This window comes from Lysobacter enzymogenes (assembly GCF_017168095.1).
GTDB lineage: Bacteria > Pseudomonadota > Gammaproteobacteria > Xanthomonadales > Xanthomonadaceae > Lysobacter > Lysobacter enzymogenes_D.
Genome location: NZ_LXSD01000071.1, coordinates 1 through 14,444, shown reverse-complemented (window position 1 = coordinate 14,444; position 14,444 = coordinate 1). Strand labels below are relative to the sequence as shown.

Below are 14,444 nucleotides of genomic sequence, written 5' to 3'. Positions count from 1 at the left end.
GCGCGCCGTGACGCACGCATCGAGCCGGGCCGGCGCCGCGCCGCTCAGCGGCGCGCGTCGACCGCCATGCGCACCGCCAGCGCCGACAGCACGCCGCCCATGACCCAGCGCTGCGCCGCGATCCAGCGCGGCCGCCCGGACAGGAACGCGGCGATCGCGCCGGCGCCGGTGACGATCAGCGCGTTGACGCCGAGGCTGATCGCGATCTGCACGCTGCCCAGCAACAGCGACTGCGCCATCACGCTGTGCTGCGGATCGATGAACTGCGGCAGCAAGGCCAGATAGAACACCGCCACCTTCGGATTCAGCAGGCTGGTCAGCAGGCCCATGACGAACAAACGGCGCGGACTGTCCGGCGCCAGCTCGCGCACCTGGAACGGCGAACGCCCGCCGGGCTTGACCGCCTGCCAGGCCATCCACAGCAGGTACAGCGCGCCGCCGATGCGCAGCGCGTCGTAGGCGTAGGGCACGGCGAACAGCAGCGCGGTGATGCCGAAGGCCGCGGCCAGCAGATAGAACACGAAACCCACGCCGACCCCGGCCAGCGACACCAGGCCGGCGCGGCGGCCCTGGCAGATCGAACGCGAGACGAGATAGACCATGTTCGGTCCCGGCGTCAGCACCATCACCAGGGCCAGGCCGGCGAACGCCAGCAACGACGAAAGCGCGATCACGCGGATCTCCCAGGGCGGAAACGGAGGCCCATGATCGCCGATCCCCGGCGCGGCTGGAATCGTCGGCGCCGGTGAATATTCGACGGCGCCCAGGCTCCGCCTGCAGCAACGTTCGCGCCGGATTCGCACGGCCATAAAAAAGCCGCGACGGCGAACGCCGTCGCGGCTCCGCGGCGCCCTCGGGAGGCGCCGATGGCGGGTGGGATCGGACCCGGCCGATCGGTGCGATCGGCCGGGGCGATCCGGCTGCGTGGATCAGAACCGCAGCGAGTAGCGCGCGTTGACGCCGTGGTCGTCGGCCTCGTCGGCGAGCTGACCGCTGTAGTTCAACTCCAGCAGCCCGTTCGCGCTCAGGCGCGCGGCGATGCCCGCCTCGACCAGGGTGGCGTCGTCGGCCAGCGGCGCGCCGGCCGCGTCGAAACCGGCGCCGCCGCGCCAGGCCACCTGGGTCACCGGGGTCAGGTCGCCGCTGGCGTGGCGACGGCCGAGGCCGCCGCGCAGGCTCAGCCAGCTCTGTTCCTGCTGCGAGCCCTTGAGGTCGAGGTTGAAGCGCACGCCCAGGGTCGACAGATCGACCTTGCTTTCGGCGCTGCGCCCGCTCAGCGCGGCCGCGCCGCCGGTTTCCTGGAACGCGTCGCTCTTGGCCCGCACCTGGGCGAACTGCAGGTACGGCTCCACGCCCCAGGTATCGCCGCCGAAGCGGTAGCCGCCTTCGACGAAGGCCTGCTGGGTGCGGCCGTCGTAGGAGGCGCGGGTGCGGTCGGCGAAGCCGTTGAAGCCGATCCGGCGCTCCAGGGTCAGGTCCTGGCGCGCGTGCGCGTAGCCGGCGCTGAGCGCGATGCGGCCCCAGTTCTGGCCGGCGTAGACGCCGAGCTGGGTGCTCTTGATCCGGCCCTTGTCGAGGCGGTCGTTGTCGGTGTCGGTGCGGCCGGTGCCGCCGAGCACGCCGATGCGCCAGCCGTTGCCGAAGCGGTAGTCGTAACCCACCAGCGTGGCCGAGCCGTTGTACTCGTTGCGCGCGGCGTTGCCGTCGCCTTCGAGCGTGCCGCCGGACTTCAGCAACTGCACCCACGCGCCCTGCGAGGCCCCTTCGCCGTCGGCGGCGAACTCGCCGCGGCCGCTGCGCGCGCGCGCCAGCGCGGCGTCGCGGACGTGGCGGCTGTCGTCGATGGCGATCGAACGCAGGCTGGCGTGGCCTTCGCCGCTGAGCTGGTCGAGCGCGGCCAGCGCCTGCGCCGGGAACAGCTGGGTCAGCGGCTGCGCCAGGCCCTGGGCGATGGCCAGGCGGTCGGCCGCGGTCGCCGCCGCGATCTGGTTCGGCGTGGTGCCGGCCGAGGCCAGCGACGCGCCGCGGGTGACTTCCACCCCGACCTGGTTCGCGCCGTAGCTCAGGCCGAACTTGAGGAACGGCGAGAACGCGGTCTGGTCGAGCGCGGCGAACTGGCCGCTGATGCCGCCGGCGGCGCTGATCAGGTTGAAGTTCTGGCCGAGGAAATACTGGCCCGGCGCGTGCAGCACCATCAGCGTGCCGCCTTCGAGCACGGCCTTGCCGGTGACGTCGATGCGGTCGGACTGGCCGCCGGCCGAGAGCTCGGCGACGTAGGTCGAACCCGCCGCCTGGGCGTAGTCGCCCTGCACGGTCAGGGTGCCGATCGAATTGCCCGGCGACACCGCGCCTTCGACGCGCACGTCGCCGACGATGCGGCCGCTGCCGCCGAGGCCGGCGCCGGCATGCACCGGCAACTGCGCGGTGGTCAGCGTACCGTTGACCACCAGGGTGCCGCCGTCGACCTGCGCGGCGTAGGCGTTGTTGCCGGTCAACTCCAGAACGCCTTCCTTGACGTGCAATCCGCCGAAGGCGTTGTTGCCGCTCAGGCGCAGCCAGCCGATGCCGGACTTGGTCAGCACGCCGGTGCCGCCGATGTCGTTGCGCCAGTCGTCCCAGGCCTTGCCGTCCCACACCTTGGCGCCGCCGGCGAGGCGGTCGACGATCACATCGGTGTCGACGCGGATCTGGCCCGGGCCGTCGATGGCCTTCTTCAGATCGATCAGGCCCCAGCCGTAGACCTCGTCGACGCCGGGCGCGCCCAGGTCGGTGGCGGTGGTCAGCAGCACGTCGCGGACCTGCGCGCCGGTCATGTACGGGAAGCGTTCGAACAGCAGGCCGAGCGCGCCGGTGACGTGCGGGGTGGCCATCGAGGTGCCGCTGAGCAGGCCGTACTCGTAAGTCGGCGTACCGGCGGTGATGTTGAACGATTGCGAGCCGTCGGGGTTGGTCACCAGCCCGCCTTGCAGCGAGCCTTCGCCGCCGAGATAGGTCGAAGCGATATCCGAACCCGGCGCGGCCACGCACCAGTTCGCGGCCTGCGCGCAGCGCATGGAAAAATCGCTGAGGGTCAGTTGCTGGTTGACGCTGACCACGGTCAGCCAGTACTGCTCAAGATCCTTGAACGCGCGCGGCAGGCTCGCGTACAGGCCGGCCTGCGGCGCGGTCTCGGGCGTGACGTTCTCGTTGTGGTTGCCGGCGGCCCAGACCTGCAGCATGCCCTTGGCGCGCGAAGCATCGCCGAAGACGTTGAAGTAGGACAGGTTCTCAGGCTCGAACAGATAGCCGTCCAGGTCTTCCAGCGTGGCCGGTTCGTCGGCCAGCCCCCAGCTGTGATTGATCGCGCGCACGTTCTGCGAATTCATGTCGGCGTACATGCGCGCGATGGTGGCGTCGTCCGCGCTCGGGCGCGGGATGCGCACCACGTTGTAGCCGGTGGCGGTGCGCTGCCATTCCTGCACGGCGTTGAACGACCACTTGGCCACGCTGAGGTCGGAACCGAAGGCGACGCCGTGGGTGCCGGTGCCGTCGCGATTCGCGGCGATGGTGCCGCCGACGTGGGTGCCGTGGGTGTTGAACTCCCAGCCTGGCTGCACGTACGGGCCGGCCATGATGATGTCGCGGATGCTCTGCGGTACGTTGGCGTTGAAGCCGGTGTACGAGATCTGCGCCTGATCGCCGCGCGAATGGAAGCAGGCGCCGTCGCCGGTCAGCACGCTGGTGTTGCTGCAGAAGCTGCCGTCTTCCAGCTGCTCGGCCATGACGATGGCGCGGTTGTCCTTGCCGGCGAACTCCGGATGGGCGAGCGCGGTGCCGCTGTCGTAGACGCCCAGGCGCACGCCCTTGCCGGTCAGGCCGCGGGCGTAGGCGTATTGGGCGTTGATCGCGTCCAGGCCCCAATCGGCGTCGAATTCCTCGCTGTGCCAGCTGTCGGGATTGCCGGCCTGGCCGTTGACGCTCTGCGCCGAAGCGGCGCCGGCGGCGGCCAGCAGGCCGCAGGCGACGGCCAGGCACAGCAGCGAGCGCGAATGGGGGCGGCGGGACAAAACCTTGGTGCGCGTCAGTGCGCGGTGAGAGCCTTGCATCTTCTTGATGAACCCCTGTCATGTGGAAGACGTCCTGGCGGACGCCGTCGGTCAATGGCGGATGCGCGTGGGCATCGCAGACGAAACGGGCCGCTAGGGCGGCCTCTGATAATCAGTAACGCAACGGAAAGATCGCCTCCCTACCCGCAGTTTTGCGGATTGAGGCATGACCAACGACACATGAAAGATCGAACTCGGCAAAGCGCCGGCGTTTTTTTCGCCGCTTTGTTGTAACGCACGCCCCCTGTAGGAGCGGCGCGAGCCGCGACCGCGATAACCCAACTGCGCCGCAACTGGCGCAATGGTTGCGTTGTCGCGGTCGCGGCTCGCGCCGCTCCTACAAGGGGATGCGAACCGTCGCGGGCTCAGTCGTCGTCGCGCTCGCCGGCCATCAGGCCACGGCGCCAGGCGAAGGCCACCGCTTCGGTGCGGTCGGCCAGGTGCAGCTTGGCCAGCACGTTGCCCAGGTGCGACTTGACCGTCTTCTCGCCGATGTTGAGCGCGGCGGCGATGCGCGCGTTGCTGCCGCCTTCGGCGAGCTTGCGCAGCACGTCCAGCTCGCGCTCGGTCAGGCAGGCGAACGGATCCTCGCGCGGTTCGCGCTTGCGCCGCACCGCCTTGAGGATGCGCTGGGCGACGAAGGGATGGATCACCGCCTCGCCGCCGGCGATCCGGCGCAGCGTCGCCAGCAGTTCGTCGCCGAGCATGCTCTTGAACAGCAGCGACTGCGCGCCGGCCTCGATCGCGGCGAACGCGAGGTCGTCCTGGTCGGTCGAGGTCAGCACCGCGATCGCGCTGCGCGGGCTGAGGGTCTTGATCGCGCGGATCGCCTGCACGCCGTCCACATCCGGCATCATCAGGTCGATCACGATCAGGTCCGGGGCCAGGTCGCGCGCCAGCGCGATCGCCTCGGCGCCGCCGGCGGCCTCGCCGATCACTTCGAAATCGTCGGTCAGCATCAACAGGCTGCGGATGCCCTTGCGCACCACTTCGTGGTCGTCGACCAGCAGGACCGAGGTGCTCATGCGGAATCTCCTTGCGGCTCGGGCAGAGTGAACGACACCGTCACCACCGTGCCGCTGGCGGAACTGGCGATGCGGAAGCGCCCGCCCGGCAGGGTGCGCGCGCGCATGCGCATGTTGCCCAGGCCCATGCCGGTGGTTTCGTGTTCGTCGATGGAAAAACCGCAGCCGTCGTCCTGGATGGTCCAGCCGTAGCGGTCGCCGGCGCTGTTGAGCACCACCTCGATGCGCTTGGCGCCGCTGTGGCGCAGGCTGTTGGCCGCGGCCTCGGTGGCGATCAGCAGCAGCTGCCCGGCGTGCTGCGGATGCGCGCCGACGCCGCGCTCGGCCACGCCGTCCAGCAGCAAGCGCCATTCGATGCCGCTGCCGCCGAGCAGATGCGAGTACGTGTCTTCCAGCGCCTTGCGCAGCCCTTGCTCGGCCACGGTCGGCGCGCTGAAACGCTGGATCACGTCGGCCAGATCGCGCTGCAACTGCCCGGTCAGGCCGAGCGCGGCCTTGATCAGCGCGCCCTGGCGCGGATCGCGGCCGCTCTCGCCGTCGCGGCCGTTGAGGTGGTCGAGCACGCTCAACTGCAAGCCCAGGGCGAAGCTGCGCTGCTTGGCGGTGTCGTGCAGATCGCGCGCCAGCCGGTTGCGTTCTTCCGACACCGCCAGCCGCTGGCGCACCTGGATGACCTCGCCGAGCGCGTCGGCCATGCGGTCGAAGCGTTGCGCCAGGCGGCCGAATTCGTCGTGGCCGCGATCGTGGATGCGGGTGTCCAGATCGCCTTCGGCCCAGGCGTCGGCGATCTGTTCGGCGTGGCGCAGGCGCTGGGTCAGCAAGGTCGCCACCGCCACCGACGCCATCGCGCTGATCACGATCAGATAGATCGCCAGCCCGACCACGTCGCCCAGGGTCATGCGCATGAAGGTCGCGACCGAGCCGCCCGGATGCTGGCCGACGCCGAGGCTCGCGCCCGGCGTCGCCGCCAGCGGCACCGCCGCCACGCTGATCCAGTCGCCTTCGCGCTCCAGCCGCCGGGTCGCGGCGACGCCGTCGGCGGCGGCCTGCTGCCCGGCCTGCGCCAGCGCCTTCGCCAGCGGCGCGCCGGGCTGCGGCGGATACATGCAAGCGCGGCCGTTGCGGTCGAGGTAACGGATCGCGATGCGGCCTTCGTTGGGCCCGCCGGCGTAGCTGTAGGAATACATCCATTGCGGCGTGTCCATGCCGACCACGCGCACCAGCAGGCCTTGCAGCAGCGCCTGGCACTGCGCCGGCGGCAGCGTCGCCAGATCCGGCAACGGCCCCACGCGCTGGAGTTCGCGCTGGATCGCCGCTTCCAGCACCTGCGGCGCCAGATCGGTGCGCAGGTCCTGGCGCAGCAGATACACCGCCAGCAGCGACAACAGGCCGGTGCTGATCCAGCACGCGACCAGCATCGACAGCAGGCATTTCCAGAACAGCCCGCTCCACCAGCGCCGGGTCGGCGCGCGTGCGGCCGGATTCGGGCGGGCGGCGGTTTCGTTCATGCCGCCAGTATTCCAGTTTCTGCGCTGATTTGATCCGCCAAACGGCCGGGATCCGGCCCGTCCGCGGCCCGATGCCGTACGCGCAAGCGGCGCTCAGCATGCGTCCTCCCCGACCGGACCTGCGCCCATGCCCGCCCCTCAACGCACCGATGTGCGCAGCGACGCGCGCATCGAACAGCTCGACGCGCTGCGCGGCCTGTCCCTGCTCGGCATCATGCTGGTCAACATCGGCGTGTTCGCCTCGCCGTGGTGGGGGCTGGGCCCGGACCCGGTCCACGCCGATCCGCTCGACCGCGCGGTCGAGGCGCTGGTGACGGCGGTGTTCGAGATGAAGTTCTACCTGTTGTTTTCGTTTCTGTTCGGCTACAGCTTCAGCCTGCAACAGGACGCCGCCGCGCGCGCCGGCGAAGCGTTCGCGCCGCGCATGGGCCGACGCCTGCTGGGCCTGTGGGCGGTCGGCGCGCTGCACGCGGTGTTGCTGTTCCACGGCGATATCCTCACCACCTACGCGCTGATGGGCGCGGCGTTGCTGGCGTTGAGCGGCGCCGGCGAGCGAACGCAACTGCGCATCGCGCACACGCTGATCCTTGCCACCGCGCTCGGCTGGGCGGGATTGGGCGTAGCGGCGTGGATGCGACCGCAGGCGTTCGCCGAGCCGGCCGCCGCCGCAATCCAAGCGCAGACCCTCCTGCGAGGTTTCACCGGCGCGCCGGCGCAGGTGCTGGCCGCGCGCTGGCACGAGATCGGCGGCACCTGGCCGATCCTGCTGCTGTTGCAGGCGCCGTGCGCGCTGGCGATGTTCCTCTACGGCATGATCGCGGGCCGACGCGGAATCGCCGCGCGCCTGGACGACTACCGGCCGCTGCTGCGGCGCCTGCGCCTCGCCGGTTTCGCCATCGGCGTGCCCGCCGCGCTGGCGCTGGGCGCGAACGCGCTGTGGCCGGTGTCGGACGCGGTGCAACTGTGGGTGCTCGCGCTGAGCCTGCTGACCGCGCCGCTGTTGAGCCTGGCCTACGCCGCCTGCGCGCTGCCGTGGCTCGCGCGCGGCGGCGCGCGGCTGGCCGAGCGGCTGGCGCCGGCCGGACGCATGGCCTTGTCCAACTACCTGCTGCAATCGGCGGCGCTCGCGTTCGTGTTCACCGGCTACGGCTGGAGCGCGATGGGACGAGCGACGCCAGCGCAGGCGGTGGCGATCGCGCTGGCCGTGTTCGCCGCACAACTGTGGCTCAGCCGCTGGTGGCTGCGCCGCTTCGCCTACGGCCCGCTGGAATGGTTGCTGCGCGCGTTGACCATCGGCGCGTGGCCGCGCCTGCGGCGGCCGGATTGCGGCAACGCGCGCTGACGTCTGCGAACGGACGCGACAGGCCGCAAGCGGCTTGCGCATGAACGCGGCGCAGGCGACCTGACGCCTGTCATCTGTGTCGCGAACCGTGATCCGCGTTGCGTCCCGCGTCGTAGCCACCGCGACGGACCCACGCCACACTCAACGGCCGTTTCGCTGTCGCCGGGAGTTCGCGCATCGCGTTCGCCATGACCGTCGCATCGACCGTAACCATTACGCCGCCGCGCCGCGCGCCGGCCGCGCGCCGCTGAGACCGGCGTGGACGGCCTGTTCCGCGAACAAGCGCTCGACGCGCGCCGGCAACGCTGGCTCGGCCGCATCCGCCTGCCGCTGTCGCGCATGGGCACGGCGATGGCGGCGCTGGCCGCGTTCGCCTCGCTCGCGCTGGCCGCGCTGCTGTGGTTCGGCCACTACACCCGCAGCGAACCGGCGTACGGCCAGTTGCAGCCGCGCGGCGGCGTGCTGGCGCTGGCGGCGCCGGCCGCCGGCACCTTGCTGCGCAGCCCGGTCAACGAAGGCGAGCGCGTGCGGCGCGGGCAGATCCTGCTGGAGATTTCGCCCGAACTCGACAGCCCCGCGCTGCGCGGCGGCGTCGGCGCGGCGGTCGGCGCAGAATTGTCGGCGCAGCGCGCGCGCCTGCTCGCCGACCGCAGTGCGCTGGAGCAGGGCAATGCGCAGCGAAGCGAGCAATGGCGCGAGCGCATCGACGCCGCGCAGCGCCGCATCGCCCTCGCCCAGGCGCAACTCGCGCTGCGCGAGCAGCAGGCCGCGCAGGCGCGCACGCTGTCGGCGCGGGTGCGGCCGCTGCGCGGCGACAAACTGCTCAGCGAAGTGCAGTGGCAGCAGTACGAAACCGCGCGCATCGACGCCGAGGCGCGGGTTCAGGACGCGCGCCGCGAACGCCTGGACGCCGAACGCGAACTGGCCGACGCGCGCGCCGCGCTGGCCGAGCAACCGCGCGACAACGAACGCCAGCGCCACCGGATCGAACGCGAACTGGCCGACATCGCCCAGGACGACGCCCGCAACGAAGGCCGCCGGCGCATCGCCGTGCGCGCGCCCCGCGACGGCCGCGCGGTCGCGGTGGCCGCGGTGCCGGGCCAGAGCGTCGCCGCCGGCCAGCGCCTGCTGTCGCTGGCGCCGTTGCACGCGCCGATGCAGGCCGAACTGTGGGTATCCGACCGCGTCGTCGGCCTGGTCGCGCCGGGCACGCCGGTGGCGATGCGTTATGCCGGGTTTCCGTACCAGCGCTACGGCGTGCAGCGCGGCAAGGTCGTCGCGGTCGCGCGCGGCGCGCTGTCGGCCGAGGAAATCCGCGCCCGCACCGGCCTGGCGGCGGACGCGCCGGCGTGGCGGGTGCTGGTCGCGCTGGAGCGCCAGCGGATCGGCGCGCGGCCGCTGCAAGCGCAGATGCGCGTGGACGCCGAACTGCGGCTCGAGCGCCGGCGCCTGTACGAGTACCTGCTCGCGCCGCTGCAAGCCGGACGCGACGATGCGCCCGTGCGCACCGCGGGAGTATCGCGGTGAGCCGGCGCCGCCCGTTGCCGGTGCTGCAACAGGCCGAACTGGCCGAATGCGGGCTGGCGTGCCTGGCGATGATCGCGATCCATCACGGCCACGACACCGACCTGGCCAGCCTGCGCCGGCGCTTTCCGGTATCGCCGCGCGGCGCCACCCTGGCGCGGCTGCTGCAGACCGCCGGCGCGCTCGGCCTGGACGCGCGCGCGCTGCGCGCCGAGCCCGAGGCGCTGGCGCAGCTGCGGCTGCCGTGCGTGCTGCACTGGGACCTCAATCATTTCGTCGTGCTCAAGCGCATCCGGCGCGGCCGCGCCGAGATCCACGATCCCGCGCTCGGCGCGACCGCGCTGACGCTGGCCGAGTTCGGCCGCCATTTCACCGGCATCGCGGTCGAACTGAGCCCGCGCGCCGACTTCGCGCCGATGCGCGAACGCCAGCGCCTGAGCGTGCGCGCGCTGGCCGGCCGCATCGACGGCCTGCACCGCGCCGGCGCCCAGTTGCTGGTCCTGGCGCTGGCGCTGGAGCTGTTCACCCTGCTGCTCCCGCTGGCGATGCAATGGGTGCTCGACCGCGTGCTGGTCTCGGCCGACGTCGAACTGCTGCACCTGCTCGGCCTGGGCTTCCTGGCGGCGGTGGCGATGCAGGCCGCGCTGGCGGCGATGCGCGGCTGGCTGGTCGCCGACCTCGGCGCCGCGCTCAACTCGCAATGGCTGGCCAACCTGTTCGGCCACCTGATGCGGCTGCCGCTGGAATTCTTCGAAAAACGCCACGTCGGCGGGGTGATGTCGCGCTTCGTCTCGGTCCAGGCGATCCAGCTCACGCTCAGCGCCAGCTTCGTCGAAAGCCTGCTCGACGGGCTCACCGCGGCGCTGGTGCTGGCGCTGCTGCTGTTCTACAGCCCGCCGCTGACCGCGCTGGTGCTGGCCGGCTTCTGCCTCTACGCCGGCCTGCGCTGGGCCGCGCTGCGGCGGCTGCGCCGGCTCAAGGAGGAACAACTGGTCCAGGCCGCGCAGCAGCACGGCCTGCTGATCGAATCGATCCAGGGCGCGCAGACGATCAAGCTCGGCAACCGCATCGACGAGCGCCGCGCGCGCGTGGCCAACGCCGCGATCGAGGTCGCCCGCCGCGACGCCGCGATCGGCCGCACCAACGCGGTGTTCTCGGCGCTGGCCAGGCTGGTGTCCGGCGGCCAGCGCGTGCTGCTGATCTGGCTGTGCGCGTGGCTGGCGCTGCAGGGCCGCTTCAGCGCCGGCATGCTGGTGGTGTTCGTCGCCTACGCCGATCTGTTCGCCACGCGCACCGCCAGCCTGATCGACAAGCTGGTCGACCTGCGCCTGCTCGGCCTGCACGCCCAGCGCATCGGCGACATCGCCCTGCATCCGCCGGAGGCGGACCTGCACGGCGACTACGCCGGGCCGGCGCCGGACCCGCGCATCGAGGTGCAAGGCATCGGCTTCCGCTACGGCGAGGACGAGCCGTGGATCCTGCGCGACTGCAGCTTCAGCGTCGAAGCCGGCGAGTCGGTCGCCATCGTCGGCCCCTCCGGCTGCGGCAAGACCACCCTGGCCAAGCTGCTGCTGGGGCTGCTGCGCCCCGACGAAGGCCGCATCCTGATCGGCGGCGTGGACATCCACCGCTACGGCCTGAGCGCCTATCGCGAACTGTTCGGCGCGGTGATGCAGGAGGACGCGCTGTTCGCCGGCTCGGTCGCCGAGAACATCGCCTTCTTCGATCCGCAGGCCGACTTCGAACGCATCCAGGCGGCGGCGCGCGCCGCGCGCATCCACGACGACATCGCGGCGATGGCGATGGGCTACGAAACCCTGGTCGGCGATCTCGGCCAGTCGCTGTCGGGCGGGCAGAAGCAGCGCGTGCTGCTGGCGCGCGCGCTGTACCGGCAGCCGCGGATCCTGCTGCTGGACGAGGCCACCAGCCATCTCGACGTGGCCCGCGAGCACGAGATCAACCGCGAGATCGCCGCGCTGCGCATCACCCGCATCGTCATCGCCCACCGCCCCGACACCATCCGCAGCGCCCAGCGCGTGGTCGCGCTGCGCGGCGGCTCGGCCGAGCAGTACCCGAACACGCCGCAGGCGCCGCATGCGCCTGCCGACGCCAGCGATCGCCGCCATCGCGACCCGGGCGACGCCCCGGCGCCACCCTCGTTCGTGCCGACGCCGGAACGGCCTTCTCTTTCCGGCACCCCGCGTTTCTAAGGAGACTTTCATGAGCAAGCACGACGTGAACCAGCCTCAGAACGACCTCGCCCGCCCGCTCGCGCGCATCGCCGCGCGCGAACTGACCGTCGAGGAGATCGCTGCGATCTCCGGCGGCAAGGGCGACACCACCCACGCCACCGGCCCGAACGGCGACGACCCGGGCGATCCGGACCTCGTCTGAGGCCGCACCGCCGGCACGCGCCGGCGGGCAGCGCACGCCACGCGCGCACAGCCCGCTAGCGCCCGGCCCCAGGCACGCCCCTTCGCGGGGGCGTGCCTGACTTGTGGCCTATTGGCCCGCCCTTTCTTCTCGCACCGCGTTGTCGCCGACCGCAATGCCCACACGTCCGCTGATCCTGTCCGCCCTGCCCCACGACATCCACGCCGCCGCCGTGCGCTGGGCGCTGCGCGCGAATGGCGTCGACGCGTTGTGGTGCGGCTCGCTCGCCGACCCGGCGCTGGCGCCGATGTCGCTGCACTGCGACAGCGAAAACGGCCTGCGCATGAGCGGCGCGCTCGACGCCGCCGGCATCGGCGCGGTCTGGTACCGGCGCCCGCGCGATCCCGACACCTTCGCCCACGCCCATCCCGGCGACGCGCCGTTCCTGCGCGGCGAATGGGGCCGGTTCCTGCGCAATGTCCACGCGCTGGCCGACGAAGGCGGCGCGCGGCTGTGGATCAACCGTCCCGCCGCCGCGGCCGCGGCGGAGAACAAGCTGCTGCAACTGCGCGCCGCGCACCGCTGCGGGCTGCGCTTTCCGGCCACCCTGGTCTCGCACGACCCCGCCGAAATCCGCGCCTTCGTGCGCCGCCATGACCGCGTGGTCTACAAGCCGTTCCTCACCCACACCTGGCAGGACGCCGACAGCGGACGCATGTTCAGCACCTATGCGCGCATCGTCGAGCCGGCCATGCTCGACGACGACGCCAGCCTGCGGCAATGCCCAGGCATCTATCAGGCCTACGTCGACAAGCGCTGCGACCTGCGGGTGACGGCGATCGGCGAACGCTTTTTCCCGGCGCGGCTGCGCTCGCAGCAGCGCGACGGCTTCGTCGACTGGCGCGTGCGCCAGGCCGTGCAGGGTCTGCAGGCCGAGCCGGGCGAATTGTCCGGCGCCGACGAGGACAAGCTGCGCGCGCTGATGCGCGAGCTGGGGCTGGCGTTCGGCTGCATCGACCTCGCCGTGGACGGCGACGGCCAGGCGCATTTCCTGGAAGTGAACCAGGCCGGGCAGTTCCTGTTCGTCGAACACCTGGTGGCGCAGTTGCCGTTGCTGCGGGCGATGAGCGCGATGCTGGCGCAGGGCCGCGCGGACTACCGGCTCGACGACGCCGCGGCGGTGGGGTACGCCGATTATCTGGCCAGTCCCGAGCACGCCGCGTGGTGGGCGCAGGCCAGCGAAGGGCTCAAGGATCGCAGTCCGGCGGCGGCCGGGATCACCTTGGAGTGAGGCCGCGGCGGGCACAAGAGCATCGGGCCTGAAGGCCCTCCTGCAAAAGCGCGGCGCGGCCGCTCTTGTGGGAGGGCCTTCAGGCCCGATGCTTTTCCATAGCCCGGGACCGTCCCTTTTAAAACGCCCGGCTGACGGTCACGCTGCCGAACACCGGCGTCTGCTTCTGCCCTTCGAACTCGCGCGTGCTGTGATAGCGCGCGAACGCGAACTTCCAGCGCCCGCGCATCAGCGCCACGCCGTAGCCGACCTCGGCCACGAACGGGCGCTTGTCGACGCTGTGGCTGCTGCGGAAGGTGTTGCCGTCCAGGGTGATGTCGCGCAGCACCCAGCGCACGTCGCTGGTCAGGAACAGGTGCGCGGCGAACGGCCGGTCGCCGGTGTTGTAATGCTTGGTCGGCGCAGTGTTCTCGCCGGCCGGGCGCAGCGGGGTGCTGCCGAAGTCGTCGGGCAGGCGCAGGCCGAAGCGCACTTCCATGCCGGCATTGGCGTAGGTGGCGAGATTGCCGAAGCTGCCGCCGTAGTGGCCGACCGCGTCCCAGCCCCAGCGGCGCTCGGCCGCATCTTCCGGCGCGAAGCGGCGCATGCGCTCGTGGACGATGCGGAACACCGGCTCGTCGTGCAGTTGGTTGTCCCAGCCTTCGAAGGTCTGGTCGCCGAGCGCGCGGTGCACCGCGTTCTGCACCTGCTTGCCCAGCGCCGAAGGGCCGACGATGCCGAACTGCAACTGCGTGGTGCGCAGGCGGTCGCCGGTACGCGCGTTGTAGCCCAGGCCGGCGAGCAGCGCGCCGGCGTAGGGGCGGTCGTCGCGGATCAGGTCGCGGCGGCTGTAGTCGGTGGGGGTGAAGATGCCCTGGGCGAAGGTCGCGATCATGTTGCGCTGTTCATAGCCTTGCGGCGGTTGCAGCGCGTCGAGATGGCGGTTGATCCAGCGCGCCAGGCGCGGAATGCACGGGTCGTCGGTGTAGTCGGCCAGGTTCGGCGACACCAGGGTCAGCTGCACGCCGTTGCTGTAGCCCTGGTCCTGGCCGCCGAACAAGTCGTTGTCCACGCGCAGGTTGACCGTGGGCGGCAGGCGGGTGTGGCCGTTGGTGCAGGCTTCGCGGCCCTGCGCGGCGACGGCGGGCGCGTGCAGCGCGGCGCCAGCGAACAGCAGGGACGAGAGCAGCAGGGACGAGGACGGACCGTTCGCGCGCATGGGCATCGGCAGACGTGCGCCGCCGCGTCCGGCGCGACGGCGGGTGGGTGCGGCGGGACGCGCCGCGAACCGTGGCGGCGGCGGCGCATCGGGTGGCG

At 71.6% G+C, this 14,444-nt stretch carries 10 protein-coding genes; 5 read left to right on the top strand and 5 right to left on the bottom strand.

The features are described 5' to 3' along the window. Window positions 1–44: 44 nt before the first annotated feature. The 4 genes from A7A76_RS02090 to A7A76_RS02075 all read right to left on the bottom strand — a co-directional run bounded on the left by A7A76_RS02090 (window position 45) and on the right by A7A76_RS02075 (window position 6,618). Window positions 45–674: a LysE family transporter gene (locus A7A76_RS02090; protein ID WP_206409645.1), complete on the bottom strand. Its 630-nt coding sequence runs from the start codon at window positions 672–674 to the stop codon at window positions 45–47. Window positions 675–929: 255 nt separating this feature from the next. Then, the gene (locus A7A76_RS02085) at window positions 930–4,046 is read right to left on the bottom strand and encodes a S8 family serine peptidase (RefSeq protein WP_241200674.1); all 3,117 of its coding nucleotides are present in this window, start codon (window positions 4,044–4,046) and stop codon (window positions 930–932) included. 404 nt (window positions 4,047–4,450) lie between these two features. Next, window positions 4,451–5,110, bottom strand: a complete 660-nt coding sequence (locus tag A7A76_RS02080; RefSeq protein ID WP_096376616.1) for a response regulator — start codon at window positions 5,108–5,110, stop codon at window positions 4,451–4,453. Continuing rightward, window positions 5,107–6,618 (bottom strand): HAMP domain-containing sensor histidine kinase, encoded by a 1,512-nt coding sequence (locus A7A76_RS02075; protein ID WP_206409643.1) that lies wholly within the window; start codon window positions 6,616–6,618, stop codon window positions 5,107–5,109. Before A7A76_RS02075 ends, A7A76_RS02080 begins: the two co-directional genes overlap by 4 nt. A 127-nt stretch (window positions 6,619–6,745) precedes the next feature. On the opposite strand from A7A76_RS02075, the gene A7A76_RS02070 reads away from it, so the two are divergent. From A7A76_RS02070 to A7A76_RS02050, 5 genes are all read left to right on the top strand, one after another. After that, entirely contained in the window at window positions 6,746–7,960 is a 1,215-nt protein-coding gene (locus A7A76_RS02070) for a DUF418 domain-containing protein (protein WP_206409642.1), read from the top strand. Window positions 7,961–8,218: 258 nt separating this feature from the next. Next, window positions 8,219–9,487, top strand: coding sequence for an HlyD family efflux transporter periplasmic adaptor subunit (locus A7A76_RS02065; protein WP_206409641.1), 1,269 nt, complete (start codon window positions 8,219–8,221; stop codon window positions 9,485–9,487). After that, window positions 9,484–11,694: an ATP-binding cassette domain-containing protein gene (locus A7A76_RS02060; protein WP_206409640.1), complete on the top strand. Its 2,211-nt coding sequence runs from the start codon at window positions 9,484–9,486 to the stop codon at window positions 11,692–11,694. Before A7A76_RS02065 ends, A7A76_RS02060 begins: the two co-directional genes overlap by 4 nt. Window positions 11,695–11,704: 10 nt before the next feature. Next, window positions 11,705–11,878, top strand: coding sequence for a hypothetical protein (locus tag A7A76_RS02055; protein WP_206409639.1), 174 nt, complete (start codon window positions 11,705–11,707; stop codon window positions 11,876–11,878). A 154-nt stretch (window positions 11,879–12,032) separates the two neighbouring features. Then, complete coding sequence (locus A7A76_RS02050; RefSeq protein WP_206409638.1) at window positions 12,033–13,148, top strand: hypothetical protein; 1,116 nt, start codon at window positions 12,033–12,035, stop codon at window positions 13,146–13,148. A 118-nt stretch (window positions 13,149–13,266) separates the two neighbouring features. On the opposite strand, the gene A7A76_RS02045 is transcribed toward A7A76_RS02050, so the two are convergent. Further along, complete coding sequence (locus tag A7A76_RS02045; protein WP_206409637.1) at window positions 13,267–14,352, bottom strand: lipid A deacylase LpxR family protein; 1,086 nt, start codon at window positions 14,350–14,352, stop codon at window positions 13,267–13,269. Between the last annotated feature and the right edge of the window lie 92 nt (window positions 14,353–14,444).